Origin of the sequence: Pseudomonas haemolytica, from assembly GCF_009659625.1 — a bacterium.
Lineage (GTDB): Bacteria > Pseudomonadota > Gammaproteobacteria > Pseudomonadales > Pseudomonadaceae > Aquipseudomonas > Aquipseudomonas haemolytica.
On sequence record NZ_VOIW01000007.1, the window covers coordinates 402,507 to 426,248 of the forward strand.

At 59.2% G+C, this 23,742-nt stretch carries 25 protein-coding genes and 5 pseudogenes; 15 read left to right on the forward strand and 15 right to left on the reverse strand.

The window, feature by feature from the left end; translation table 11 throughout:
• Window positions 1-132 precede the first annotated feature (132 nt).
• A complete protein-coding gene (locus tag FRT59_RS23555) occupies window positions 133-1,092 on the forward strand; it encodes a YihY/virulence factor BrkB family protein (protein WP_034115688.1) in 960 nt (319 codons plus the stop codon).
• Window positions 1,089-1,628, forward strand: coding sequence for a peptide deformylase (def, locus tag FRT59_RS23560; protein WP_034115687.1), 540 nt, complete (start codon window positions 1,089-1,091; stop codon window positions 1,626-1,628). Before FRT59_RS23555 ends, def begins: the two co-directional genes overlap by 4 nt.
• A gap of 64 nt (window positions 1,629-1,692) precedes the next feature.
• On the opposite strand, the gene FRT59_RS23565 is transcribed toward def, so the two are convergent.
• Window positions 1,693-2,109, reverse strand: coding sequence for a GNAT family N-acetyltransferase (locus FRT59_RS23565; protein ID WP_034115686.1), 417 nt, complete (start codon window positions 2,107-2,109; stop codon window positions 1,693-1,695).
• Between the two features lie 301 nt (window positions 2,110-2,410).
• Between FRT59_RS23565 and FRT59_RS23570 the strand changes: the two are divergent.
• From FRT59_RS23570 to FRT59_RS27610, 3 pseudogenes are all read left to right on the forward strand, one after another.
• A pseudogene (locus FRT59_RS23570) lies at window positions 2,411-2,641 on the forward strand (fatty acid desaturase); the annotation flags it as partial.
• Between the two features lie 291 nt (window positions 2,642-2,932).
• A pseudogene (locus FRT59_RS27605) lies at window positions 2,933-3,556 on the forward strand (PAS domain-containing protein); the annotation flags it as partial.
• Between the two features lie 174 nt (window positions 3,557-3,730).
• Window positions 3,731-4,147 (forward strand): annotated as a pseudogene (locus FRT59_RS27610) (methyl-accepting chemotaxis protein); the annotation flags it as partial.
• A gap of 18 nt (window positions 4,148-4,165) precedes the next feature.
• On the opposite strand, the gene FRT59_RS23580 reads toward FRT59_RS27610, so the two are convergent.
• From FRT59_RS23580 to gntR, 5 genes are all read right to left on the reverse strand, one after another.
• The gene (locus FRT59_RS23580) at window positions 4,166-4,663 is read right to left on the reverse strand and encodes a hypothetical protein (protein ID WP_153872512.1); all 498 of its coding nucleotides are present in this window, start codon (window positions 4,661-4,663) and stop codon (window positions 4,166-4,168) included.
• A gap of 145 nt (window positions 4,664-4,808) precedes the next feature.
• Window positions 4,809-5,225 (reverse strand): hypothetical protein, encoded by a 417-nt coding sequence (locus tag FRT59_RS23585; protein ID WP_034115683.1) that lies wholly within the window; start codon window positions 5,223-5,225, stop codon window positions 4,809-4,811.
• A 224-nt stretch (window positions 5,226-5,449) separates the two neighbouring features.
• Window positions 5,450-6,082 (reverse strand): glutathione S-transferase family protein, encoded by a 633-nt coding sequence (locus FRT59_RS23590; protein WP_153872513.1) that lies wholly within the window; start codon window positions 6,080-6,082, stop codon window positions 5,450-5,452.
• A 133-nt stretch (window positions 6,083-6,215) separates the two neighbouring features.
• Window positions 6,216-6,635 carry a hypothetical protein gene (locus FRT59_RS23595; RefSeq protein ID WP_153839040.1) on the reverse strand — a complete coding sequence of 140 codons (420 nt, stop codon included), beginning with the start codon at window positions 6,633-6,635 and terminating at the stop codon, window positions 6,216-6,218.
• Between the two features lie 165 nt (window positions 6,636-6,800).
• Entirely contained in the window at window positions 6,801-7,832 is a 1,032-nt protein-coding gene (gene gntR, locus FRT59_RS23600; protein ID WP_167524307.1) for an HTH-type transcriptional regulator GntR, read from the reverse strand.
• A 225-nt stretch (window positions 7,833-8,057) separates the two neighbouring features.
• Here gntR and FRT59_RS23605 point away from each other — a divergent pair, with 225 nt between their 5' ends.
• Both FRT59_RS23605 and FRT59_RS23610 read left to right on the forward strand, forming a co-directional pair.
• The gene (locus FRT59_RS23605) at window positions 8,058-8,591 is read left to right on the forward strand and encodes a gluconokinase (RefSeq protein ID WP_153839038.1); all 534 of its coding nucleotides are present in this window, start codon (window positions 8,058-8,060) and stop codon (window positions 8,589-8,591) included.
• 84 nt (window positions 8,592-8,675) lie between these two features.
• On the forward strand, window positions 8,676-10,028 hold the full coding sequence (locus FRT59_RS23610) for a GntP family permease (protein ID WP_034115677.1): 1,353 nt from the start codon (window positions 8,676-8,678) through the stop codon (window positions 10,026-10,028).
• A gap of 148 nt (window positions 10,029-10,176) precedes the next feature.
• Here the strand turns inward: FRT59_RS23610 and alaC are convergent, their stop codons facing one another.
• Window positions 10,177-11,388, reverse strand: coding sequence for an alanine transaminase (gene alaC / locus FRT59_RS23615; protein WP_034115676.1), 1,212 nt, complete (start codon window positions 11,386-11,388; stop codon window positions 10,177-10,179).
• A gap of 195 nt (window positions 11,389-11,583) precedes the next feature.
• On the opposite strand from alaC, the gene FRT59_RS23620 reads away from it, so the two are divergent.
• Complete coding sequence (locus tag FRT59_RS23620; protein ID WP_153839037.1) at window positions 11,584-12,066, forward strand: GyrI-like domain-containing protein; 483 nt, start codon at window positions 11,584-11,586, stop codon at window positions 12,064-12,066.
• A 66-nt stretch (window positions 12,067-12,132) separates the two neighbouring features.
• Here FRT59_RS23620 and FRT59_RS23625 read toward each other — a convergent pair whose 3' ends face one another.
• Window positions 12,133-12,624: a GNAT family N-acetyltransferase gene (locus FRT59_RS23625; protein WP_153872515.1), complete on the reverse strand. Its 492-nt coding sequence runs from the start codon at window positions 12,622-12,624 to the stop codon at window positions 12,133-12,135.
• 147 nt (window positions 12,625-12,771) lie between these two features.
• Here FRT59_RS23625 and FRT59_RS23630 point away from each other — a divergent pair, with 147 nt between their 5' ends.
• Genes FRT59_RS23630 through FRT59_RS23645 form a run of 4 tightly spaced genes read left to right on the forward strand, consistent with a single transcriptional unit; the run spans window position 12,772 to window position 15,302 of the window.
• Window positions 12,772-13,191 (forward strand): YybH family protein, encoded by a 420-nt coding sequence (locus FRT59_RS23630; RefSeq protein ID WP_153872516.1) that lies wholly within the window; start codon window positions 12,772-12,774, stop codon window positions 13,189-13,191.
• Window positions 13,192-13,233: 42 nt separating this feature from the next.
• Window positions 13,234-13,578 carry a YciI family protein gene (locus FRT59_RS23635; protein WP_153872517.1) on the forward strand — a complete coding sequence of 115 codons (345 nt, stop codon included), beginning with the start codon at window positions 13,234-13,236 and terminating at the stop codon, window positions 13,576-13,578.
• 27 nt (window positions 13,579-13,605) lie between these two features.
• Entirely contained in the window at window positions 13,606-14,082 is a 477-nt protein-coding gene (locus FRT59_RS23640) for an SRPBCC family protein (protein WP_153872518.1), read from the forward strand.
• The gene (locus FRT59_RS23645) at window positions 14,079-15,302 is read left to right on the forward strand and encodes an RNA polymerase sigma factor (protein WP_153872519.1); all 1,224 of its coding nucleotides are present in this window, start codon (window positions 14,079-14,081) and stop codon (window positions 15,300-15,302) included. The genes FRT59_RS23640 and FRT59_RS23645 overlap by 4 nt, the downstream gene beginning before the upstream one ends.
• 123 nt (window positions 15,303-15,425) lie before the next feature.
• On the opposite strand, the gene FRT59_RS23650 is transcribed toward FRT59_RS23645, so the two are convergent.
• Complete coding sequence (locus tag FRT59_RS23650; protein ID WP_153872520.1) at window positions 15,426-16,280, reverse strand: LysR family transcriptional regulator; 855 nt, start codon at window positions 16,278-16,280, stop codon at window positions 15,426-15,428.
• An 88-nt stretch (window positions 16,281-16,368) separates the two neighbouring features.
• Between FRT59_RS23650 and FRT59_RS23655 the strand changes: the two genes are divergently transcribed.
• Window positions 16,369-16,806 carry a multidrug/biocide efflux PACE transporter gene (locus FRT59_RS23655; protein WP_153839032.1) on the forward strand — a complete coding sequence of 146 codons (438 nt, stop codon included), beginning with the start codon at window positions 16,369-16,371 and terminating at the stop codon, window positions 16,804-16,806.
• Window positions 16,807-16,817: 11 nt separating this feature from the next.
• Here FRT59_RS23655 and FRT59_RS23660 read toward each other — a convergent pair.
• The 4 genes and pseudogenes from FRT59_RS23660 to FRT59_RS23675 form a co-directional block, all read right to left on the reverse strand.
• A pseudogene (locus FRT59_RS23660) lies at window positions 16,818-16,934 on the reverse strand (short-chain dehydrogenase); the annotation flags it as partial.
• 70 nt (window positions 16,935-17,004) lie between these two features.
• Window positions 17,005-18,621: an inorganic phosphate transporter gene (locus tag FRT59_RS23665; RefSeq protein WP_153839031.1), complete on the reverse strand. Its 1,617-nt coding sequence runs from the start codon at window positions 18,619-18,621 to the stop codon at window positions 17,005-17,007.
• Between the two features lie 233 nt (window positions 18,622-18,854).
• Window positions 18,855-19,877: a transporter gene (locus FRT59_RS23670; RefSeq protein WP_034115666.1), complete on the reverse strand. Its 1,023-nt coding sequence runs from the start codon at window positions 19,875-19,877 to the stop codon at window positions 18,855-18,857.
• A 149-nt stretch (window positions 19,878-20,026) separates the two neighbouring features.
• Window positions 20,027-20,335 (reverse strand): PepSY domain-containing protein, encoded by a 309-nt coding sequence (locus FRT59_RS23675; RefSeq protein ID WP_153872521.1) that lies wholly within the window; start codon window positions 20,333-20,335, stop codon window positions 20,027-20,029.
• 154 nt (window positions 20,336-20,489) lie between these two features.
• Between FRT59_RS23675 and FRT59_RS23680 the strand changes: the two are divergent.
• Window positions 20,490-21,352, forward strand: a pseudogene (locus tag FRT59_RS23680) (sterol desaturase family protein).
• Here FRT59_RS23680 and FRT59_RS23685 read toward each other — a convergent pair.
• Window positions 21,344-22,009, reverse strand: a complete 666-nt coding sequence (locus tag FRT59_RS23685; protein ID WP_198809824.1) for a helix-turn-helix domain-containing protein — start codon at window positions 22,007-22,009, stop codon at window positions 21,344-21,346. The pseudogene FRT59_RS23680 and the gene FRT59_RS23685 overlap by 9 nt on opposite strands.
• A complete protein-coding gene (locus FRT59_RS23690; protein ID WP_153872522.1) occupies window positions 22,010-23,161 on the reverse strand; it encodes a glycerophosphodiester phosphodiesterase in 1,152 nt (383 codons plus the stop codon).
• 232 nt (window positions 23,162-23,393) lie between these two features.
• Here FRT59_RS23690 and FRT59_RS23695 point away from each other — a divergent pair, with 232 nt between their 5' ends.
• Entirely contained in the window at window positions 23,394-23,717 is a 324-nt protein-coding gene (locus tag FRT59_RS23695; RefSeq protein WP_034115661.1) for a DUF2025 family protein, read from the forward strand.
• Window positions 23,718-23,742 lie beyond the last annotated feature (25 nt).

The following is a 23,742-nucleotide window of genomic DNA, read 5'->3' on the forward strand; positions in this document are numbered from 1 at the left end:
GCCGTTTTTATGTGAACCGGTGCAACTAAACTTTGGAAATTGTTTCAAAGTCGCCAAATGGGCTACTTTGATGTAGAAAACGGCCCCTGAGTCGCCCACGAACTCAACCTCTTTGCGGCGAAAGGAGACGCTATGATTTTTCCAGTACTCGATGGTCTCAAGCTGCACAAGGTGCTGGTACGCACCGTCAAGGAATTCGTCGATGACGAGATGCCTACCTATGCCTCGGCACTGGCCTACCAGATGCTGTTCTCATTGTTTCCCTTCCTGCTGTTCCTCATTGCCCTGATCGGTTTCCTGCACCTGCCGGACTTCTTCACCTGGCTGCGCCTGCAATCGGAGCTGGTGTTGCCGCCCCAGGCGCTGGAGCAGGTCAACCCGGTGATCGACCAGTTGCAGCAATCCAAGGGTGGCCTGCTCTCGGTGGGTATCGTCATCGCGTTGTGGACCGCCTCCGCGGGTGTACGCCTCATGATGAGTGCCATGAACGCCGCCTACGATGTGGTCGAAGGCCGGCCGATCTGGAAGCGTTTCCCGCTGTCGATTTTCTACACCGTCGGCATCGCCGGCATGTTGCTGGCCGCCGCCGCACTGATGGTGCTTGGCCCACAGGTCATGGAATGGCTTGCCGGGCAGATCGGCATGCAGGAATTCGTCGTCACCCTGTGGACCATCCTGCGCTGGCCGCTGATCGTGATCCTGCTGATGTTCGCCGTGGCCCTCATGTATTACGTGATGCCAGACGTGGAGCAGAAGTTTCGCTTTATCACCCCGGGTTCGGTATTGGCAGTGGTGGTGTGGATCGTTGCCTCCCTGGGCTTTGGCTATTACGTCAAAACCTTCGCCGACTACAACGCCATGTACGGCAGCATCGGTGCGATCATTGTCCTGCTCCTGTACTTCTATATTTCCGCTGCCGTGTTGTTGCTGGGTGCGGAAATGAATGCGGTAATCGAACACATGTCGGCCGAAGGCAAAGACCCGGGTGAAAAGGAATTCGACGAACCGGCCCATACCGATGAAAAACAGCACGTCTCGGGCCTAGGCCGGGACCACTCCAAACCTACCCCTGATGAAGTGCCTGATCGATGATCCGTGAAATCCTGAAAATGGGCGACGAACGCCTGCTGCGTATCGCCCCGCCGGTACCACCGGAAATGTTCGACAGCCCGGAGTTGTGGCAACTGATCGACGACATGTTCCAGACCATGGAGCATGTGGGCGGGGTGGGGCTGGCCGCACCGCAGATTGGCGTCGACCTGCAACTGGTGATCTTTGGTTTTGAAGCCAGTGAACGCTACCCGGATGCGCCACCGGTGCCACAGACCATCCTGATCAACCCGCTGATTACCCCCTTGAGCCCGGTGCTGGAAGAGGGCTACGAAGGTTGCCTGTCCGTACCCGGACTGCGCGGGGCCGTGGACCGGTACCAGCAGATTCGCTACGAGGGTTTCGATCCCAAGGGCGAGCCGATTGTGCGGTTTGCCGATGGTTTTCATGCGCGGGTGGTGCAGCATGAGTGTGATCACCTGATCGGTCGGTTGTACCCGTCGCGGATTACCGATTTCAGCAAGTTCGGGTTTATCGAAGTGATGTTCCCGGAGATGGACCCAACGGCTGACGAGTAACGTTCTGACAGCATGAGATCAAAATGTGGGAGGGGGCTAGCCCCTCCCACATTTTTGTCCTGCATCATTCAGGTGATTGAAGCCCCATCGCAATCATCGGCTTGTTCCGCTTGTAGCGCACCAACCGCTCACTGAGCGATTGCGGCAGCACGGTGTCTTGAGAGAACCCTATACGCTGGTACAAACCCTCCAGATCCGGATGGCACAGCAGCCACACCGTGCCGTCCACTTCAGCCACCGCCTGGCGAATCAAACGCGCCGCCAGCCCCTGGCCGCGATAGGCCGGATCGACAAACACGCCGGTCAGAAACTGCCCGCCGACCACTTGAGTCAGGCATAGCCCGGCCACTATCTCGCTGTCTCGCGCCACCCATAAGCGCCCACCCTTTTGGGCCTTCATCGGCGAATTGTGACTGCGGTAAAACTTGTTCAATAGTGGCCACAGGGGCTCTGCCAGCGGTTCGATGTGCAGTTCGGGCATGGTCTTTGGGCCAGCATTGTCAGGGGGCGGGGATTATAAGCGCCTTCTCCTGGGCAATAGGTGGTATACCCAGTGCTACATCCCCTTTCAGTGGAGCATGCATCATGGCCAAAGGTATGGATTCAAAGAAAGCCGCGAAGAAAAAACCGGCAAAGACAGCCGATGAAAAACGCGCCGACAAGAAAGCCAAGAAGTCTGAGACCGGCCTGTTCGGTCACTGAGTTACAACCTTAGAACCCTACGATCTGCACGTTTTGCGCGCCGCGCTGCACAGAGCAGGAAACACTGCTCTGAGCTGCCGATGGCCAACTACCTTGATCTGACCCACCGCCGGGAAATCGAAGCCCTGGTACGAAGTTTCACCGCAAAGGCCGAATGGCCGACCTGGCTGTTGTTGCTCGGCGTGTATGCCGGCTGGTTCGGTGTGTTGCTTGCCAGCCACTGGCGGGGCCTGTGGTGCAGCACTCTGCTACTGATCCCGCTGGTGACACTCTGGCTGTCGTTGCAACACGAGTTGCTCCCTGGTCATCCTGGCAATGCTGGCTGACTAGTGGCCTTGCATCGCGCCAACCCCTGTCTATGCTCACCCAGAACCGTTAATGACGCTTGGACTATAAAGCGTTTTGGATGGTTATTTCCCCGTGAAGGTTTGCCAGCACTATCCAACTCAAGAATGGAATGCGCCGTCCAGGCGCCGGGACTCAAGGGTGAGCTGACCATGTTCAATCGTCATCACAAATCCGACCTGCAAGAAATCCAGCGTTTTTCCTGTGCCCTTACCGAAGCCAACGCCAAGCTCGCCGCCATCAGCCGTTCCATGGCAATGATCGAGTTCGATCGCACAGGCGTGATCCTCGATGCCAACGAGAACTTCTGCAAAACCATGGGCTACAGCGTCGAGGAGATCCGCGGTAAACATCATCGCCTCTTTTGCGATGAGGCCTACACCCATACTGACGAATACGCCAAATTATGGCGCGACCTGGCGCGGGGTGAGGCGCTAAGCGGCACCTTTATGCGCTTGAACAAGCGCGGTCAGGAAGTGTGGCTCGAAGCCAGCTACATGCCGGTGCTGGACAGCGACAACCAGGTGCGCAGTGTGATCAAAGTAGCGTCGGATATTTCTGTGCGGGTGCACCATGAACACGAGAACCAGAGCTTGATCGACGCCATCAGCCGTTCCATGGCGGTGATCGAGTTCACCCCGCAGGGCCAGATCCTCAATGCCAATGACAACTTCCTGCGCACGGTGCAGTACTCACGGGAGGAAATCATTGGCCAGCACCACAGCATGTTCTGTCATCGTAATGACGTCGAGTCACCGGCCTACAAGGCATTCTGGGCCTCCCTCAACCGCGGCGAATATCACTCCCACCGCTTCGAGCGCAAAAACAAATACGGCAAGACCTTGTTCCTGGAGGCGTCCTACAACCCGATTTTCGACGCCAACGGGCGCCTGTACAAAGTGGTGAAGTTTGCCAGCGACATCACCGACCAGGTCACCACCTTGCGTAACGCCGCCGATTCGGCCCACGCCACCTCGGTACAAAACGACGCCTGCGCCCGCAAGGGCTCGGAGGTGGTGCAGCAAACCGTGCAGATCATCGAGGCGATCTCCAGTGACCTGAACCAGGCCGCCCAGAGCATCGACGCGGTGAATAAACAGTCAGACATCATCGGCGCCATCGTGCAAACCATCCGCAGCATTGCCGAGCAAACCAACATGCTGGCGCTCAACGCCGCGATTGAAGCGGCGCGGGCCGGTGAGCATGGGCGCGGGTTCGCGGTGGTGGCCGACGAAGTGCGTAGCCTCGCGGCCCGCACCAGCCAGGCCACGGTCGAGATTGTGGAGGTGGTGCGCAAGAACCACGACCTGTCGCTGAGTGCCGTGTCGAGCATGCAGTCAAGCTTGAGCCGAACGGGGCTTGGGGTGGAGTTGGCGAATGAGGCGGGGCAGGTGATCCTGGAGATCCAGGAAGGGTCGCGGCATGTGGTGGATGCGATCAGTCAGTTCAACTCGACGTTGCAACTGCAATAACTCCAAATGTGGTGTGGCTTAGATCGCGGCCAAGGTTTCTTTCAGCACCTGGGCCTGTGGGTTAACACTCTTTGCTGCTACCTGCTGATCTTGCTGCTGCTTAAGCCGCTCGGACACTTCCTTGGCAAACGCATTTTGCTGCTCCACCGGCATGGCGTTCAGCTCCTCCAGCGTCAGGCCCCGTTCTTTGAGCAACTGGTCGCGGATGCGCTCGGCGGGGCTCTTGGTCATGTAATCGGTGAACTCAGCGCGTGCCCCGGAGGTGGAACCGGTGGCCGGCACATCGGAGGCTGATGCCGTGGTCTGCAATTGCACACGGGTCTTGGCAAAGGCTTCGTCAATGCGATCGCTGGCCTTGTCCAATTCCTTCTGTGCGCTCGGCACCGTGACGCTTTGCTGCGCAGCCTGAAGGGCGCCGCTGTACAACGCGCTGGCGGCGGCGTTGGCGGGGTCCATATCGGGTCGCTTGATCTGTTGGACGGTCGACATGGCTTGGGTGTTGTTGTTAACCAGCATGATCAGTCACCTGTGTAAATGTTCGGTGCGACAGCTGGAGCAAATAGTGTGCCGATGATCAAACCCAGTAGCGGCGGGGGGCGGGACGCTTGAGGCGGCAAGCGATGACCGTGTAGAGGCCAGTCGTTGCCGCCGACTGCCTGTTCTATACGATGTGAATGTCAAATGAGCCATTGAAGGTATGTTCCGTGCCCTCCACCTCGGCAATAACGTTGAATGTTCCCGATGCTGAGCCCAGTTGCTGGTTATACGTCGTCAGGTCAAGTACACCACTTTTTGCCCTATACGTTGTTCGTTGGCCGCTACTGGTTTGTCGAAAATAGCCCACCTCAACTTGATTCGGAAAAGGTTGAGGCACGTCGATCGGACCTGTGAATGAATCTCCTGGAAAGTTGATTTGAATACCCCTGAAACTGTCAGCCCCGCTTGGCTGTAGACCATACAGCGTGATTCCTCTAGTGCCTGTAGGCGATTGGCGATAGTCGACGTTGCTGGTATCAATCTCACCTTCGAAGCCTGTGGACTTAAGCCATCCTGCTGAGGCGTGGTTGCTCTGATCCATGTCTAACTCCTGATTATCTGCCGATGGCGACCCACTGCGGGAGCGCCTGGGTTCCCAGTAGAACGTCGATCGCCGGTGCGATCTACTGTCAAACCTGACAGGTAGCGGCATTTTTCTGACCGATGAGCCTTCGGCTGGCTGTCCCGAAAAAAAGCGTGTTGGGAATGTTGCTATGGGCACCGGTGAGCAGTAGGTGGAGCCCTTTTGCGTGACCGCCCTGGCGCTCAGTTGTGGCCGTCGAGGGCGAAGGTCTTGAAACCGGCGTGCTGGGTGAGCCGCTGGTAGTACGCGGCAATGGCGGGGTAGGGCGGACGTTCCATGGGCGTCATCTGCCAGCGGTGTACCGAGAGGCCGATCAGGATATCGGCGAGGGTGAATTCATCCCCTGCTACATAAGCACCGGTTTTGGCCAGCTGTTGCTCCAGAATGCCCATCTTGTCGTTCCAGAGCTGGACTGCGGCGCCGATCTGCACCGCGTCCAAGCCGTCCGGATTGTTGCGTACCAGGGCGGTGAAGGCATCGCCCCAGGCGCGGTTGAGTTCTATAGCTTGCCAATCGATCCATTGCTCGACGCGGGCACGTGGCGCGGGCTCGACGGGCAGCAGGTCGTGGCGTTGGTACAGGCCCACGAGGTAGCGGCAGATGGTGTTGGATTCCCACAGCACGCCGTGGTCGTCGATCAATACGGGGATTTGCGCGTTGGGGTTCAGCGCGAGGAACTCGGTGGACTGGGTGGGCTTGAAGCCGATGCCCCAGTCTTCACGTATGTAGTCGATGCCCAGTTCCTGGCAGGTCCACAGCACTTTGCGCACGTTGATGGAGGAGGTGCGGCCCAGGATTTTCAGTGAGTGTGCCATTGAGCTTCCCTGCGTTTTTGGATGACAGGGGCAATTTAGCAGACGTTTGAGGGCGATAGCGAGGTGGTGTAGCCGTCAAAAAGGCAGGCACTTTCCCGACTATGGGAAGTGCTGCCTTCAAGAGGGTAGATGTTCAATTTAATGGCGTTTCGTTGAAGTCGTTGACGTAGTATTCGCCGCGTTCGACGGTAACGATTTCATTTGGGTCGTCGACTTTAGCTGCAATGAAGGCAAACTTTGCTTCGAGGATATTATTTGCATTGCTGATAATTTCAAACGTTCCCGAGATGGCCGGATATTGATCAGTATTTCCGTTCCCGGTAGGTATGTTATAAATAACTTGAACAGATTCTTCCTTTTTTGTATGGGAAAGTTTATAGCAGCCTACTGCGAAATTCTTGTCGATTTCGAAAGCGATAAAATGATTTTTCTGTATAAAAGCAAATGTAATGTTTTTGGTCCCGGGGAACGAATTTATATGGAGAATACTGTGAGAGTCAAAGTCTTCGTTGAGCTCTTTTTGATATCCAGTAATTTTATTGGGATTATTCACGGTGTATCTCCTAAACAAGTTGAGGGCGTGATGGTGCTGCACTAACTATTTAGGCAAGAGTTGCTAGGGATATCTACTGTCATTTCTAACAGGTTTCCATACTTTTCGATGAGTGGAACGTGGCGGTGTATCGGTAGCTGGCCCGACCTATCGGCCATCAGGCCGCTACGTGCTCTCGCGCACCTGCAACTCAAAGCCCATATCTACCACCGGCTTGGCGATCTTGTTGCCTGCCATGATGGCCAACAAATGCTCCGCCGCCCGCCGGCCAATGGCTTCCCGTGGCGTGCTGATGCTGCTCAGGCGCGGCACCATGAATGACGACGCAGGCAAGTCGTTGAAGCCGAGTACCGCCACACGCTCTGGCACCTTGATGCCATGGCGCAGGGCTTCGAGCAATGCGCCCTGGGCCAGGTCATCGTTGCCAAAGAAAATTGCATCCACGTCGGGATGCCGCGCCAACAGTTGCAGGAACAGCTCGCCGCCCAAGCCTACGGAAGAGGGTTGCGGCGTGAGCAGCTCCAACGCCGGGTCGTACATTCCCGCCTGTTGCAGTGCCCTGCGGAAACCTTCACCGCGCAGCAATGTGCGTTGGTCCAGCTGTGCACCGATATAGGCCAGGCGCTTGCGCCCACGGGACAACAAATGCGCCGCCGCTGTTTCACCTGCGCTCAATTGCGAGAACCCCACGCAGTTCACTCCGGCGTTGGGGTCCAGGTCCATCATGTACACGCAGGGCACATTGCTGGCCTCGACCAGCCGGCGCGCGCTTTCGGTGCGGTCGAACCCGGTCAGCAACAAACCCCGTGGCTGGTAGGACATATAGTTGCGCAGCAGGTTTTCTTCTTCGTCGCGCGAATAATGGGAGTTGCCAATCAGCACTTCAAAGCCCTTGGGCCGCAGCACCTGGTGGATCGCTTCCAGGGTTTCGATAAACAGCAGGTTGGACAAGGACGGCACCAGCACCACCACTGAATGGCTTTGGGCCGAAGCCAGGGCGCGGGCGGCGGGGTTGACCACGTAGTTGAGTTCGGCGGCGGCCTGCTGCACTTTTTCCACCAGTTCGGTGGCTACCGTACTGATACCGCGCAGGGCGCGGGAGGCGGTGATCGGGCTGACCCCGGCCAGGCGTGCAACTTCATTGAGGGTAGGGCGGCCCGTCGTGCGGGTATTTTTATCGTTCTTGGAGGTCATCAGGCGGCTTGCCAAACAAAAATCGAGGCACTAAGGTAGCGCTGTCTCCAAAGGGCTGCAAATTCTTGGATAAAGGGTTGCCTGATCCTGTTCAACTTTTGAAGTAAGTCGGTTGGAACGGATGCACGCGTCACTCCATAAAAATGACAAGTCGGCGCGGGAAAAGCCTGTTTTTGCACTAGCCTTATGCTGTGCAAAGGTAGCGCTATCTGCGTCCTGAGGTGTTTCATGAGTCAACCTGTTACCGCCCTGGTCATCATGGGTGTTTCCGGCTGTGGCAAGTCCAGCGTCAGCGAAGCCCTGTGCCGCCTGAACGGCGCCACTGCCATTGAAGGCGACAGCTTTCACCCCGCCGCGAACATCGAAAAGATGAGCGCCGGCCACCCCCTCAACGACGACGACCGCGCCGGCTGGCTCGACATCCTGTGTGATGAACTGCGCCGCTCGCTCAAGGCCGGCGAGCACCCGGTGCTGACCTGTTCGGCCCTGAAGAAGAAATACCGCGACCACCTGCGCGAAGCCGCGCCGGGCTTGGGCTTTGTATTCCTGGAGCTGACCCGTGAAGTCGCCGCCGACCGGGTGTCCCATCGCCCCGGCCATTTCATGCCGGCAAGCCTGATCGACAGCCAGTTCGCCACCCTTGAATCGCCCAAGGGCGAACCGCTGACCCTGGCCCTCAACGCCAGCGAAGACAGCGTCGAGGCCCTGGCCAGGCAGACCAACGCCTGGTGGCTGCAACACGGCTTTGAACCCACTCATTGATTTTTTGCCGGAAAAGATAGCGCTATCCCCGGCAGAAAGTTCAACACCCGCTTTAATAACAACAACAAACAGGAGAGACCCCCCATGTTTGGCATGTCCCACGAGTCTTACCTGCTGCTAGATGCAGTGGTCACTATCATCGGGTTGATCGTTCTGATCACCAAGTTCAAGGTGCACCCGTTCATTGCACTGATCATCGCGGCCGGCTTCCTCGGCCTGACCTCGGGCATGCCCGTGGACAAGATCATCAAGGCGTTCCAGGACGGCTTCGGCGGGGTGCTCGGCTTTGTCGGCATTATCCTCGCGCTGGGTACGATGCTCGGCAAGATGATGGCCGAATCCGGCGGCGCCGATCAGATCGCCCAGACCCTGATCCGTGCCTTCGGCAAAGAGAAGGTCCAATGGGCCATGATGTTCGCCGCGTTCCTGGTGGGCATCCCGCTGTTCTTCGAGATCGGCTTTGTGCTGCTGATTCCGCTGGTGTTTATCGTCGCTCGACGTACCGGCGTGTCGCTGATCAAAATCGGCATCCCGCTGCTCGCCGGCCTTTCGGCGGTGCATGGCCTGGTGCCGCCGCACCCGGGCCCGTTGCTGGCCATCGGCGTGTTTGGCGCGGACATCGGCAAGACCATCCTGTACGGCCTGATCGTTGCGCTGCCGACGGCCATCATCGCCGGCCCGATCTTCGGTACGTTTATCGCCAAGTACATCCCGGGCAATCCGTCCCAGGAACTGGTCGATCAACTGGCCCGCGAGCCTGAGAACAAAAACCTGCCGAGCTTCAGCATTACCCTGGTCACCGTGCTGCTGCCGGTGTTTCTGATGCTGCTGAAAACCTTTGCCGACATCGCCTTTGCCGAAGGCAACGTGGTGCGCAACTGGATGGACATGATCGGCCACCCGATCACCGCGTTGTTGCTGGCCTTGCTGCTGTCGCTGTACACCTTTGGCCATCGCCAGGGCATCCATTCCAAGCAGATCCTCAAGCTGCTCGACGCCAGCCTTGCGCCGACCGCTGCGATCATCCTGATCATCGGTGCCGGTGGTGGCTTCAAGCAGATGCTGGTGACCAGTGGCGTGGGTGACGTGATCGGCCATATGGCGGTGAACGCACAGATCAACCCGATCCTGCTGGCATGGCTGGTGGCGGCGGTGATTCGTATTGCCACCGGTTCAGCGACGGTCGCGACCATTACGGGGGCAGGCATTGTGGTGCCGGTGGTGGGGATGATCCCGGGGGTTAACCGCGAGCTGCTGGTGCTGGCGACGGGGGCGGGTTCGTTGATTCTGTCTCACGTCAACGATGCGGGCTTCTGGCTGGTGAAGCAGTACTTCAACATGACCGTGGCCGAGACGTTCAAGACCTGGACGGCGATGGAGACCATTCTGTCGATCGTGGCGCTGATCTTCATCATGTTGTTGTCGTTGGTGGTCTGACAGACACACCGCACAGCCTGGGGTGAAAACCCAATAAAAAATGTGGGAGGGGGCTTGCTCCCGATGGCGGTGGATCAGTCACCCAATGCGGTGACTGACACTCTGCTATCGGGAGCAAGCCCCCTCCCACATTTTGACCGGGTCAGGCTCAGGCTTTAGTGACCAGCCCATCCGCCCTGAACATCCCCCGAATCCCCCGCACCGCCTGGCGAATCCGGTCCTGGTTCTCGATCAGCGCAAAGCGCACATGGTCATCGCCGTACTCACCAAAGCCAATCCCCGGCGATACGCACACCTTGGCTTCCAGCAGCAGTTTCTTGGCAAATTCCAGCGAGCCCATGGCCGCATACTGCTCGGGAATTTTCGCCCACACGTACATCGACGCCTTCGGGTTCTCCACCATCCAGCCCAGCTCATGCAGGCCCTTGACCAGCACATTGCGGCGCTGGCGGTACTGCTCTGCAATGTCCTTGACGCACTGTTGGTCGCCTTCGAGCGCCGCAATCGCCGCCACTTGCAGTGGGGTGAAAGTGCCGTAGTCGTGGTAGCTCTTGATCCGCGCCAGGGCGTTGACCAGTTCCGGGTTGCCCACCATGAAGCCGATGCGCCAGCCGGCCATGTTGTAACTCTTGGACAGGGTGAAAAACTCCACCGCGATATCCTTGGCGCCCGGCACTTGCATGATCGATGGGGCTTTCCAGCCGTCGTAGACGATGTCGGCATAAGCCAGATCGTGAACCACCAGCACGTCGTACTGTTTGGCCAGGGCGATCACGCGTTCGAAGAAATCCAGTTCCACGCACTGCGCGGTGGGGTTGGACGGGAAACCGAGGATCATCATCTTCGGCTTGGGGATCGAGCCGCGAATCGCCCGTTCCAGCTCGGCGAAGAAGTCCACGCCGGGCACCAGCGGCACCGAACGCACCTGGGCGCCGGCAATCACGGCACCGTAGATATGAATCGGGTAGCTGGGGTTGGGCACCAGCACAGTATCGCCCTGGTCCAGGGTAGCCAGCATCAAGTGTGCCAGGCCCTCCTTGGAACCGATGGTGACGATGGCTTCCGACTCGGGGTCGATATCCACCTCATAACGGTCCTTGTACCAGCGCGAAATCGCCCGGCGCAGGCGCGGGATACCTTTGGAGGTCGAGTAGCCGTGGGTGTCGTCACGCTGGGCGACGGTGACCATTTTCTCGACGATATGCGCTGGTGTGGCGCCGTCGGGGTTACCCATGCTCAAGTCGATGATGTCTTCGCCGCGCCGACGCGCAGCCATCTTCAGCTCGGCAGTGATATTGAAAACATACGGGGGGAGTCGATCTATGCGCGCAAAGCGGCGCGGCGAACCTTGGTCTGCCATTGTTGCCTCGAATACGTAAGCGCCCGGAACCGTCCGAGCGACGTCGGCCACTGCGGTGGCCTGCGGGGCAGACAATACGGGCGATGATGGCTGGTTGTCCAGATGGCGTGGGAAAAATTTGTGCATGGAGCGCGGCAGGGATATGCCCCTATACTCGATGCGGGTTTGTTCCCTCATAAGAAGGAGACTGTTCGTATGGATCAGCAGACAAAACAACCGTTAGAGCCACGCATGGAAGCCGGCAAGGCCCTGGTGATTGCCGGTGTACAAGGGCGTTATTCGAAGGCCACCGTAGGCGATATCCCCAAACTGTGGGAGTTGTTTGATACGTGCATCAAGGACATCAAGAAACGCGTCGGCGGCGTGACCTACGGGGTTTGCCATAACCCCCACCACGGCGAGTTCGATTACATGGCCGGGGTAGAAGTCCCCGCCAAGGGCGATGTGCCGAGCAACTTCGAGTTCATCGAAATCCCGCCGCTCAACTATGCCGTGTTCCCCCATTACGGGCCGGTGCAGGCGCTTGAACAAACCTACGAGCGCATCATGTTCGAATGGCTGCCGCACTCGGGCTACAAGGTGATGGGCGCTGATTTCGAGCGCTACAGCGCGGATTTTGACGTGAGGAAGGGCACGGGGACGGTAGAGATCTGGTTGCCGGTTGGAGAGCGGGGCTGACCCTGCATTCGATGTCACGTAAACAGGGCATGCACGCATGAAAGTCAGGTTTACGTGGCATTACCGTTATGGATTAAACATCCAGCTCAGCCGGCGCTCATACCCAACCCGGCCCTTGTAGGCCTCGCCGCTGTCCACCCATCCCGCGCCTAGATACAACCCCATTGCCGCCACGTTGTGCGTGTCCACCGACAACTCCAACCCCTTGATCTGCGGCCATGCCTCAAGCGCCATGGCCGGCAGTGCCTGCAAGCACGCCTTGCCGAACCCAAGCCCCTGCTGGTGCCGATCCACCTGCAACGCATGCAGTGTGGCGCTGTGTTCATTGGCCCAATGGGGCAGACAGGGTGGGCGCTTGAGCAGCAGGAAGGCCACTGGAATGTCGTCGGCCAACAGCGCAAAGCCTCTGACGCCAGGGTTGGGATTCACCAGCAGGCAGTTCAACGCGCTATAGATATCGCCGCAAAACGGCAGTTGTTCGGGATGGACCTCGAGGGCGTCGAGCCGCTGTTTTTGCGCAGCACTCAATGCCTCATAGGCGGCTAGGCGGGTTTCCATCGGGTTCGCATCCGAAATCCTACAAAGAGGCGTCAATTCTAGCGGTTTTGCTGGCGGCGAAATTATTTTTCAGTGGTGTGTCGATTTGCTCAAAGGCCGTTCGACTAAGGGTGTCTTCCGTGATTTTTCACCCCAGGAGTCATCGCCATGAGCACCGCAATCAACACCCTGATCGAGCAATGGAAGCAAGCCGTTGTTTCCCAGGATATCGACAAGATTGTCAGCTTTTACGCTGAAGATATCGTCGCGTTCGACGCGGTTGGCGCCCTGCAATTCAAGGGCAGGACCGCCTACCGCGCGCACTGGGAGGAATGCATGAAGCACTGCCCCGGCCCCGGTATTTTCGAGTTTCATCAATTGCACATCGTCGAAGCCGCCGACAGCGCTTTCGCCCACTGGCTGGCCCACTGCGGCGGCACTGGGCCGGATGGCGAGGTGAAGGCGTGCTGGATGCGTGTGACCGCCGGCTACCAGCGCATCAATGGCCAGTGGAAGGTGGTGCATGAGCACTGGTCGGCACCTTGTGACATGGAAAGCGGCACCACGTTGTTCGACCTGAAACCTTAAGCACCGCGAACTATAGTCAGTAGTCCGAAAACGGAGAACGCCATGAAATACCTGTGCCTGATCTACAGCAACGAACAGGTGTTGCACACCTCGGCCGACAGCCCCCACGACTCGGAGTGTTTCGCCTACGCCGAGGCCATCCAGGCCAGCGGGCGGATGCTCGCCGCCGAGCCGCTGGAGTCGGTGACTACCGCCACCACCGTGCGCATGCGCAACGGCAAGCTGTCGATCACCGACGGGCCGTTTGCCGAAACCAAGGAGCAGCTCGCCGGGTTCTACCTGATCGAAGCCAAAGACCTCAATGAGGCGCTCCAGGTCGCCGGTGGCATTCCGGCGGCCCGGGTCGGCAGTGTGGAAGTACGCCCCGTACGCGAATTGAATCTCTGACTACAACAAGAACCAGGAGGTTTACCCATGAAACGTCAACCTGCGGAATTCGAACTGTCCATCAGCCGCTTGATCGATGCGCCGCGCAGCCGGGTGTTCCGCGCCTGGACCGAGCCGGCCCTGCTGCAGCAATGGTGGGGCCCCCACGGCATGACCACGCCCGAGTGCGAAATGAACCTGTGGGTCGGTGGGTTGTTTCGCACCTTGATGCGCGCGCCGGATGGCAGTGAGTACCCGACTCAGGGCGTGTTCCTGGAGATCGACGCGCCTAATCGCGTGGTGTTTACCGATGCGTTCCTGCCGGGCTGGGTACCCTCGGGCAAGCCGTTCATGAGCGCCGAAGTCACCTTCGAAGATGTCGGCGGCAAGACCCTCTACACCGCCCGCGCCATGCACTGGAGTGCTGAGGACAAGCAGGCCCACGAAGCCATGGGCTTTCACGACGGTTGGGGCCAGAGCCTGGACCGCCTGGTGACGCTGGTGACCCAGGGCATGGTCGATTGACGCCGCAGATCGAGGTCATCTACCGCAGCGAATCACGCCGCGTCCTCGCGACGCTGATTCGTGTGCTGGGTGATTTCGACCTGGCCGAGGAGGCGTTGCACGAGGCGTTTTTCGTCGCCGTGCAGCGCTGGCCCCAGGACGGCATTCCGGCTAACCCACGCGCATGGCTGGTGTCGACCGGCCGCTTCAAAGCCATCGACCGCCTGCGTCGCCAGGCGCGGTTTACCCCGTTGCTGCAAGAGCAGGCCGACACACTGGAAGCGGCGCAGTGGAGTGATGAAGACGTGGAAGACGACCGCCTGCGCCTGATCTTTACCTGCTGCCACCCGGCGCTGGCGCCCGACGCCCAGGCGGCGCTGACCCTGCGTGAGATCTGCGACCTGAGCACCGAGGCCATCGCCCACGCCTTCCTCGCCACGCCCACCACCATCGCTCAGCGCATCGTGCGTGCCAAGGGCAAGATCCGTGAAGCGAAAATCCCCTATCAAGTGCCGTCCCGGGCCGAACTGCCCGAGCGCCTGGACAGCGTACTGCGCGTGATTTACCTGGTGTTCAACGAGGGCTACTCGGCCTCCAGGGGCGCCGATCTCACCCGCGAAGACTTGACCCTTGAGGCCATTCGCCTGGGCCGCTTGTTGATGGAATTGCTGCCAGAGCCGGAAGTCATGGGCTTGCTGGCGTTGATGCTGCTGCACGAATCCCGTCGACCGGCACGCACCTCGGCCAGCGGCGAACTGGTGCTGCTGGATGCCCAGGATCGTGGGCTATGGGATACGTCCTTGATAACTGAAGGCTGTGCGTTGGTGGAGCAGGCGCTGACTACGCGGCGTTTCGGCCCCTATTGCCTGCAAGCGGCGATTGCGGCGGTGCACGCCGAGGCGCCGAGCGCAGAGGCGACTGATTGGCGGCAGATTGTCGGGCTTTACGATGTGTTGCTCAGGGCCATGCCGTCGCCGGTGATCGAGCTGAACCGTGCGGTAGCGGTGGCGATGGAGCAGGGGCCGGCGTCGGGGTTGGCGTTGGTGGACAGCATTTTGCAACGCGGTGAGTTGCAGGATTACCACTTGGCGCATTCGGCGCGCGGGGAGTTTTGTCGGCAGTTGGGGCACGTTGATGAGGCACGGGGAGCTTATGAAAAAGCCCTGTCCCTGACCCAGCAAACCCCGGAAAAACGTTTTCTCGAACGACGCCTGAGCGAACTCAAATCCCCCAGACAATGAAGCTCAAAATGTGGGAGGGGGCTTGCTCCCGATTGCGGTGTGTCAGGTAAAGATTAGCTGACTGACACTCAGCCATCGGGAGCAAGCCCCCTCCCACATTTTGACCTCATTGTTCTAACTGGCTCACTCGAGCATCTGCCCCAACAGCCAACTCCCCGCCGGCCCTGGCGGTTGTTGCCGCGACCACAAGGCATCCACCGTCACCGAGCGCGGCCAGCCACGCACCGTCAGCTCCTGCAGGCTGCCATTGCCAAAACGCTCCGCCAGCCAGCGTGGCAGCGGCGCCCAACCGAAACCCAACTGCGCCATTTCCATCAGCATCAGGTAGCTGGCTGCCGACCAGACCCGCCCAGCTGCACGGTTGTCGTAGGGCTTGACGATGCTCGCCAGGCGCAATTCACGATGGTGTTTCAAGGCCTGCTGGTCGACCTTTTCCAGCTTGGCCAAGGCATGTTGCGGCGACACGAACAAGGCGGTTTCCGTGCGCTCCTGGACTGGCGAATGGTTCAGGTCCGGCGGGTACACGTCCTGCTGTTCGATCAATGCAATTTGCGCCCGGCCGCTTTGCAAGAGGTCGATCAGGTCATCGGATTCGGCAATCAGCCATTCCAGTTCCAGGTCCGGGTAGCGTTCGGCGAACGCCGTGATTGCAGTTTCGAAACGCTGCGACTGATAGGTGTCCGACATGGCGATTGTCAGCTTTGGCTCCAACCCCTGAGACAACTGGCTCGCCGTCAATTCAAAACGGCTGCTGGCCTCCAGCACCTGTTCGGCGCGTTGCAGCAACACATAGCCCGCCGGGGTCAAAGTAGGTTTGCGGCTGCTGCGGTCAAACAGCACCACGTCCAAGTCAATCTCAAGGCTGGCCACCGCCGCGCTGACGGTGGACTGGCTCTTGCCCAGCTTGCGTGCCGCGGCGGAAAACGAGCCTTGGGTGGCAGCCTGGACAAACGCCTGGAGCACTTCATGGGAGGCCATGACTATCGCCTTTATCGATGGTTATTGGTTATGAAGTATCGATTAAAGGCATGATCATGGCAACCATCGTCACTCACGGAGCCGGGTCATGACCCCTACCAAATCCATTACTGAACGTTTTCTCCAAGCCCTCGGTTTCGAAGGGCTGGCCTTGTTGATCTGTACGCCGCTGCTGGTGTGGATTACCGGCAGGCCGGCGCTGGAGATGGGCGTAGTGACCTTGGGCATCAGCCTGCTGGCACTGAGTTGGAACGTTATTTTCAACAGCCTGTTCGACCGCCTCAAAATACGCCTGCAACTGGCCAACGGTGGTTGGACCCGTGTGCTGCACGCGCTGCTGTTCGAAGGCGGCCTGATTCTGCTGGCGGTGCCGTTGATTGCGGCCTTGATGAAGATCAGCCTGTTGGAGGCCTTCATCCTCGATATCGGCGTGCTGTTGTTCTTCCTGCCGTACACCTATGTGTACCACTGGGGTTATGACGTATTGCGCGAAAAAATCGCCGACAAAACCCCCGTCACCCTGTAGGCGTGCATCGCTTACAGGAACATCCCACCCGACGCCTCGATCCGCTGGCCGGTGATCCAGTTACTGCCATCGGCCAGCAAGGTCGAAATCGCGCCGCCAATGTCGTCCGGCAAACCAGCAAAGCCCACCTCAGCGGCGCGCCGGGGCTACAAGAAGCGCTTGAAGGCCATGGCCGGGCTCTTTAATCACCGTGCTGTGTCAGAACAATTGGGTGAACAGCCAGTAGAGGCTGCCCGAGAGCACAATCGCCGCCGGCAAGGTCAACACCCACGCCATCAGCAAATTGCGGATGGTCTTCATCTGCAAGCCACCGCCATTGGCCACCATGGTCCCGGCCACGCCCGAGGATAATACGTGGGTGGTCGACACCGGCAGGCCAAACATGTCCGCCGCGCCGATGGTCAGCATCGCTACCGTCTCGGCCGAGGCGCCTTGGGCGTAGGTCAGGTGGGTCTTGCCGATCTTCTCGCCCACCGTCACCACGATGCGCTTCCAGCCGACCATGGTGCCCAGGCCGAGGGCGATGGCCACGGCGATCTTCACCCAAAGCGGGATAAAGCGCGTGGCGTTGTCGATCTGTTGCTTGAACAGTTGCAGCTTGTCTTGGGTGTCGGCGTCGAAGTTGCCGACCTTGTCCTTGTCCATCAAGCGAATGGTTTCGCTGGTCAGGTACATGTCGTTACGCACGTTGCCGACGGCCTCGGCTGGCACGGCCGCGAGAGAGCCATAGCTTTTCACTTCTTCGCCGATATGGCCGGTGATGGCCGCGAGGGCAGGCACCAGCTCGGGCGTGGCTTCCTTGGTGCGTACGTAGGTGGACAAGAGTGCCCGTGAATCACTCGGTGCAGGCTGCGGTGCAGACTTTACCAACGCGGCCTGGGTGACTTGCGCCACCGCCGCAAACTGCAGCGACTGGTCAGCGGGCATGGTGCGGTTCAGCGCATAGGCCATCGGCAAAGTGCCCACCAGAATCAGCATGATCAGGCCCATGCCTTTTTGCCCATCGTTGGAACCGTGGGCGAATGACACACCGGTGCAGGTGACGATCAGCATGCCGCGAATCCACCAGGGCGGTGGCGTGTCGCCTTTCGGTGCCTTGTACAGCGCACGGTTTTTGACAAAGGCGCGCAGGGCCAGCAACAGCAAGGCGGCAAATGCAAAGCCGATCAGCGGTGACAGCAGCAAGGCATAACCGATCTTGATCGCCTGGCTCCAATCCACACCGCTGGTGCCGTCACGCCCATGCATCAAGGCATTGGCCACGCCGACGCCGATGATCGAGCCGATCAGGGTGTGGGATGACGACGCCGGCAGCCCCAGCCACCAAGTGCCGAGATTCCACAAGATCGCGGCGATCAGCAAGGCGAAGATCATGGCGAAACCCGCCGATGAACCCACCTGCAAAATCAGCTCCACCGGCAGCAGAGCAATAATGCCGAACGCCACCGCGCCACTGGAAAGCAACACCCCGAGAAAGTTGAAAAAGCCCGACCACACCACCGCAAAATGTGGCGGCAGCGAGTTGGTGTAGATCACCGTCGCGACCGCGTTGGCGGTGTCGTGGAAGCCGTTGACGAACTCGAAGCCCAAGGCGATCAACAACGCTACGCCCAGCAACAGGAATGGCGTCCAGGTGGTGAGCTGGGCGCCCATTTCGTGCATGTCGTGCATCAGGCTGTAGGCGGTGAACAACAGGCCCATGGCGAGTACGGCGAAGAACATGATCACCGTCAACAGGCCGGGTTTTGTGTCTAGCCGGGGTTTGGGGCCCGCGGATGAAGCGTGAGTGGAGGCAGTCAGGGAAGGGGTGGCCATGCCGGAGCATCCAGTGTGAGGAGGATGGCCTTGATGATCATTGCAGAATGTTACAGAGATGCTGCGACAGATCAGTGTTTTAGACGTTGAGCGTGCCGCTGGTCTCCAAAACAGTGAAGAACCAATGTGGGAGGGGGCTTGCTCCCGATAGCGGTGGATCAGTCAGAATATTCTTGACTGACCTACCGCTATCGGGAGCAAGCCCCCTCCCACATTTTGAGTGCATTTCAAAGTTAGTAGTCTTTGCGTTTTCGGAAGGCCCACCGCCCGGCAATCAAGGTAAAGGTCGCGACCAGCGCCACCAATATCCAGAAGCCTTCCGGGTCTTGGGACAGTGGCACCCCACCCACGTTCATGCCAAAAAAGCCGGCAATGATGTTGATCGGTAACGCCAGCACCGTCACCACCGTAAGGGTGAACAACGTGCGGTTGCTTTGTTCATTGAGGTTGGCGGCGATCTCTTCCTGCAATAGCTTGATGCGTTCGCCCAGGGCCGTCAGGTCGTTGATGATCAGGGCAAATTCCTCGGTGGATTTGCGCAGTTCTTTCACGTCTTCCTTTTGCAGCCATTGCGGCGGGCGATTGAGCAGGCGCAGCAGTGAGCCCGGCTCCAGCGCCAGCAGGCGTTGCAGGCGCACCAGCACACGGCGTGCGGCGCCCAGTTCGGCGCGGTTGGTGGACAGGCGTGAAGACAGCAACTGGTCTTCGATATGGTCGACGCTGAGACTGGTCTTGCGCACGATCTGCGTCAGCACTTCGCCCTGGTCACGCAGCAGGTGTACCAGCAACTCCAGGGGCGAGCGAAAGTGTTCACCGGCCTTCACCGACGAGCGCAGTTTGTCCACCGAGTGCAACGGTTGCAGGCGCGCACTCACCAGCAAACGGCTGCGGGCGCACACCCACAGCGTGGAAATATCCGACGAAACCATGCTGCTGAAGTTGAACACCACGTCGTTGACCACCGCCAGCAAGGCCGAATCGACATGTTCAATCCGCGTGGACCGCGAGCCTTCATGCAGCGCTTCGAAAAACTCGTCCGGCAGCGACAGGTGCGCCTGCATCCAACGCTCGCACGCGGCGTGGGCCAGGTTCAGGTGCAGCCACAGGAATTCCTCCGGGTCTTGCGGTTGCTGCAAGGCGGCGAGGGCCGTGGCTGAATCAATCTGCTGCCCTTTTTCGCCCGGGCGAAAACGAAAACCGTAAAGCAGGCCAAACAGGTCGGGATCCTGATGGGCGTGGTCGATGCTGTGGTTCATAGCGGCTCGCAGTGAAAGGACCTGTAGGGCGTTTCACAGGTCGTATGGCGAATCATTGCAAGGCGGGATGACGGTCAGGTGACGGTTTGATGATGGCCATAAAAAAACGCGCCACCGGGGCAGGTGGCGCGTTTTTTTGGAAGTTCGACTCAAGTATCGAGCTTGTCTTCCAGCACGGCGCCGGTCTTGGCGTCGAGCTTGACTTCAAACTTCTTGTTGGCGGTGTCAGTCAGTTCAACTTCGTAAACCAGTACGCCGCTGTTGTTGTGGTCCAGCTCGGTGTCGTTGATCGTCGCACCGGCGTGTTTGGCCAAGGCGGCTGCGTTAAGTTTTTCGAAAGGCATCACGGCGCCGGACTTGAGCAGGCCCTCGATCTGATCCGGACGAACATCCGCCTGGGCCAGGCCAGCAGTCAGGGTCAGGGCAGCGGCGGCGAACAGGGCAGTCAGGGTTTTCATAGTGTTTCCTTCTCGGGGTGATCTGTTTAAGTGGCCTCAGGTTATCCCGCGCAACTTAACTCACCCTTAATTATTTCAATCAGTTGCGCAGTTTGTTCAATCCGCGATAGGTGCGGGATTTCATGCTGAGGGCTCACCAAAAAAGGAGACTCGGATGAAACGGTTAGTCAGTTGGCTCTATGCACCTGCATTCCTGCTGGGGTTTATCGGATGGGGGCTCTACCAGCCCCGATGGTTGCTGGTGATATTCGCGGCAGCGGTGGCGGTGTCGTTTCTAACGGAACAATGGCTGCCCTACGAGCCGCAGTGGAATCGCAGCCTGGGCGATCGTCGGCGCGACACTTTGCATGCGTTGGTCAATGAAAGCCTGAATGCCCTGGGCTTGTTGGTCCTGCCGGGCTCACGGCGTTGTTGGCGTTCGAGGGCATCTGGCCGCGAGGCTGGCCGCTGTGGGAGCAGTTGTTGATGGCCGTCTTCCTGGCGGATGCCGGTATCACCTTGATGCATTACGCCAGCCACCGCCTCGCGCCTCTGTGGCGTTTGCATGCGGTGCACCACAGCGTGCAGCGGCTTTATGGTTTCAATGGGTTGATGAAGCATCCGTTGCACCAGATGCTGGAAGCGACGGCGGGTCTGTTGCCGTTGATCCTGCTGGGGATCCCGTTGGAGGTTGCGCAGTTGCTGGCCCTGGCCATCGCCATTCAATTGCTGCTGCAACATTCCAATGTGGATATGCGCCTGGGGCCGCTGCGCTGGGTGTTCGCCTGGGCGCCGGTGCATCGGTTCCACCATATGAAATATGGACGCGCCGGGGATGTGAATTTCGGCTTGTTCTTCAACCTGTGGGATTGGCTGTTGGGCACGGCGTTTTATCGCGATGGCTATCGTATGGGGCCAGGTGACTTAGGGATTGGCAGTCGCCCGGATTTCCCCGTGGAATATGCAGCACAACTGCGTGATCCGTTCATCTCGGTTCGTACGACCAAGGAGCCGGCTTTACCAGGCGATCTACGCTAGGAACTGCACCTGCAGTTGGCGCAAGGACGCGCCCGCTGTCACGCCGAATAATTGCTTCATGGTCCGCGAAAAGTGCGCCGAATCGGCAAAGCCCGCGCCGTGGGCCGCCTCGGTCAACGTACTGCCGGCAAGGGCCAGTTGCAGGGCGATGCGCAACCGCCGCCACAGCACCAGCCGGCGCACGGGGAGACCGAGTTGATCGGTGAACAGGCGCTCCAGTTGGCTCAATGACAGATGCGCCGCCGCGGCCAACGCCTGCGCCGATACTTTGCCGCCCAAGTGTCGGTCGAGGGTGGCCAGTGCGCGTTCGATTCGTGGGTCGTCAAGGCGTCGTCGGGGTAGCGTGTGCAGGGCCTGTGGGGATAGCTCGCCGTCTACCAGCAGTTGTTGCAACGGTTCGGTATCAAAGACCATCGGCTCGGCGTACAGCACCCACACCTCACCCTCGGTCTCTAGGATGGCGTGGCTGTGACGCGAAGGAATAAACAGGCGATGGGCCGTGGTGACATGACCATCAAGGCTGACCGTGATCGGCGCGTGGGGGGACAACATCAATTGGTGCGCGTAGTGCGCATGGGGCGCGGTGCGCCCCAGCTCACCGAGGATCAGCCCGTAGTCACGCCCCAACCACAGGCGGCCCGACCATTCGGGCTTCACTCAGTACTTATGGTCGCTGAGCAGATCCTGCACGCTGGACGACGGCCAGCGCTTGTAGAACTTCAGCAGTTCGGCGGCGCGATTGGTGAAGATACCGTCGACGCCAGCCTTCATCACTTTCTCGAAGTCCACCGGCTCATCAACGGTGTATACGTGCACCAGCATGCCCTTGTCGTGGGTCAGCTTGTTCATTTCAGGTTTCACCAGGTCTGAATAGCTCTGGTCACCATGGTCGGTCAGCTCAGCCGACGGGCCGGTGCCGATGGCGCCCAGGCTCTTGGCTTGGTCGACCCATTTTTCGAACTCGGCCGCGTCTTTCGGCTCTTGCTTGGCGTAGTAGGCGGCCTTGGTCGGCTCGCCGGACTCAGCGAAGGTCACTTTGGACTTCGGTTCGATGCTGCCTTCGCCAACCCACAACAACAGGATCTTCGGCGTGTTCGGCATTTCATTCTGCAGCTCTTTGAGGCTGGCAACCTCGAAGGTTTGCAGTACCACGCGGCCCTTGCCTTGGCCGACGCCGGTGTTGCTCTTGCCCAACTTGGAACCGGCGGAGCTTAACCAGCCCTTGTCCAGCAGCTTGTTTTTCAGGTCGGCTTCGATACCCGGGAATTGCTTGGGCTCCTTGGTCTCGATGTACAGGCCGGGTTTGTGCTGTGGGTTGCCTTCGGCGATCTTGATGATGTCGTCCAGGCTCTGGATTTTCAGGCCGACGAAGCCTGGACGCGCACGGTCCGGGTAGGCGGCGTTGAACCAGCTGCCGGCGTCGAGGCTTTGCAGTTCTTTCCAGGTGAACTCGTTGGCCGGGGCGTCCTTGCGCTCTGGGAACTTGGTGGCCACGTCGGTGGTGCGCTGCAGGTTGTTGTCGTGCAGGGCAAACAGCACGCCGTCCTTGCTGCGTTGCAGGTCCAGTTCCAGGTAGTCGGCGCCCAGGTCGCGTGCGACCTTGTAAGCGGCGGCGGTGGACTCCGGTGCATCGTAGGAGGCGCCACGGTGAGCGATCACGGCAGGGTAGGGGATGCCTTCGTTTGTCGCCAATTCAGCCGGGCTGATCGGATCGGCAGCCTGTGCGGGGCCAACACCGAGCATCAGCGCCAGCAGCAAGGCACTCCCTATAGTGGCGGGCACCGGGCCGTTGGTAAACGTGACAGGCATATGCGAAGTCCTTTCGTGGAGGTAGCTTTGAGAAGGCCTCCTTTTTAACAATTGATTGCGAAAGGCGCTATCACCAAACCGACATTAACGTGCGTACGGGCCAATTTTGTCGGTTTTTTTGTGGTGCATTGCAGTATTCTTGCTCGTAGCTGCCCCGTTAGAGGGCAGTATTTTTTGCCACGCGTGTAAACCATCTTTCCAGTCCCAGTGGGACTTTTCAGTGAGGTTTACCATGCGCATCACTTCCGAGCTTATCTGCCAGGCCGCCGACCAACTCCATGGTTTTGTCGGCCTCAATCGCAAGACCGGCCAGTACATCGTGCGTTTCAGCGAAGATGCCTTCGGCATGGACGTCGCCGATGACGGCATCATTCCCACCGCCGAATTTGTCTGGCTACCCGCCGCCGATCACACCATGACCCTGTGCCGTGAACGCCTACAGTTGTTACTCGACCAGAATATCGACGACCGCATCAACATCACCGAGCCGTTGCGGGTGTATATGCGCCGGGTGGAGATCCCGCAGATCAGTGCGTTGCGTAGTTTGGTGAGCTAAGCCCACTTCTGTTATGTGAAGATCA

Bases quoted from the DNA above. Each gene is read 5' to 3' on its own strand.
- FRT59_RS23555 (WP_034115688.1), top strand. From the start codon at position 133: ATGATTTTTCCAGTACTCGATGGTCTCAAGCTGCACAAGGTGCTGGTA.
- FRT59_RS23625 (WP_153872515.1), bottom strand. From the start codon at position 12,624: ATGGAAACCCGCCTAGCCGCCTATGAGGCATTGAGTGCTGCGCAAAAA.
- FRT59_RS23585 (WP_034115683.1), bottom strand. From the start codon at position 5,225: ATGGATCAGAGCAACCACGCCTCAGCAGGATGGCTTAAGTCCACAGGC.
- FRT59_RS23650 (WP_153872520.1), bottom strand. From the start codon at position 16,280: ATGGCCTCCCATGAAGTGCTCCAGGCGTTTGTCCAGGCTGCCACCCAA.
- FRT59_RS23580 (WP_153872512.1), bottom strand. From the start codon at position 4,663: ATGCTGGTTAACAACAACACCCAAGCCATGTCGACCGTCCAACAGATC.
- FRT59_RS23670 (WP_034115666.1), bottom strand. From the start codon at position 19,877: ATGAACCACAGCATCGACCACGCCCATCAGGATCCCGACCTGTTTGGC.
- FRT59_RS23675 (WP_153872521.1), bottom strand. From the start codon at position 20,335: ATGAAAACCCTGACTGCCCTGTTCGCCGCCGCTGCCCTGACCCTGACT.
- FRT59_RS23630 (WP_153872516.1), top strand. From the start codon at position 12,772: ATGAGCACCGCAATCAACACCCTGATCGAGCAATGGAAGCAAGCCGTT.
- FRT59_RS23605 (WP_153839038.1), top strand. From the start codon at position 8,058: ATGAGTCAACCTGTTACCGCCCTGGTCATCATGGGTGTTTCCGGCTGT.
- alaC (WP_034115676.1), bottom strand. From the start codon at position 11,388: ATGGCAGACCAAGGTTCGCCGCGCCGCTTTGCGCGCATAGATCGACTC.
- def (WP_034115687.1), top strand. From the start codon at position 1,089: ATGATCCGTGAAATCCTGAAAATGGGCGACGAACGCCTGCTGCGTATC.
- FRT59_RS23590 (WP_153872513.1), bottom strand. From the start codon at position 6,082: ATGGCACACTCACTGAAAATCCTGGGCCGCACCTCCTCCATCAACGTG.
- FRT59_RS23655 (WP_153839032.1), top strand. From the start codon at position 16,369: ATGACCCCTACCAAATCCATTACTGAACGTTTTCTCCAAGCCCTCGGT.
- FRT59_RS23635 (WP_153872517.1), top strand. From the start codon at position 13,234: ATGAAATACCTGTGCCTGATCTACAGCAACGAACAGGTGTTGCACACC.
- FRT59_RS23665 (WP_153839031.1), bottom strand. From the start codon at position 18,621: ATGGCCACCCCTTCCCTGACTGCCTCCACTCACGCTTCATCCGCGGGC.
- FRT59_RS23565 (WP_034115686.1), bottom strand. From the start codon at position 2,109: ATGCCCGAACTGCACATCGAACCGCTGGCAGAGCCCCTGTGGCCACTA.
- FRT59_RS23640 (WP_153872518.1), top strand. From the start codon at position 13,606: ATGAAACGTCAACCTGCGGAATTCGAACTGTCCATCAGCCGCTTGATC.
- FRT59_RS23610 (WP_034115677.1), top strand. From the start codon at position 8,676: ATGTTTGGCATGTCCCACGAGTCTTACCTGCTGCTAGATGCAGTGGTC.
- FRT59_RS23620 (WP_153839037.1), top strand. From the start codon at position 11,584: ATGGATCAGCAGACAAAACAACCGTTAGAGCCACGCATGGAAGCCGGC.
- FRT59_RS23695 (WP_034115661.1), top strand. From the start codon at position 23,394: ATGCGCATCACTTCCGAGCTTATCTGCCAGGCCGCCGACCAACTCCAT.
- FRT59_RS23690 (WP_153872522.1), bottom strand. From the start codon at position 23,161: ATGCCTGTCACGTTTACCAACGGCCCGGTGCCCGCCACTATAGGGAGT.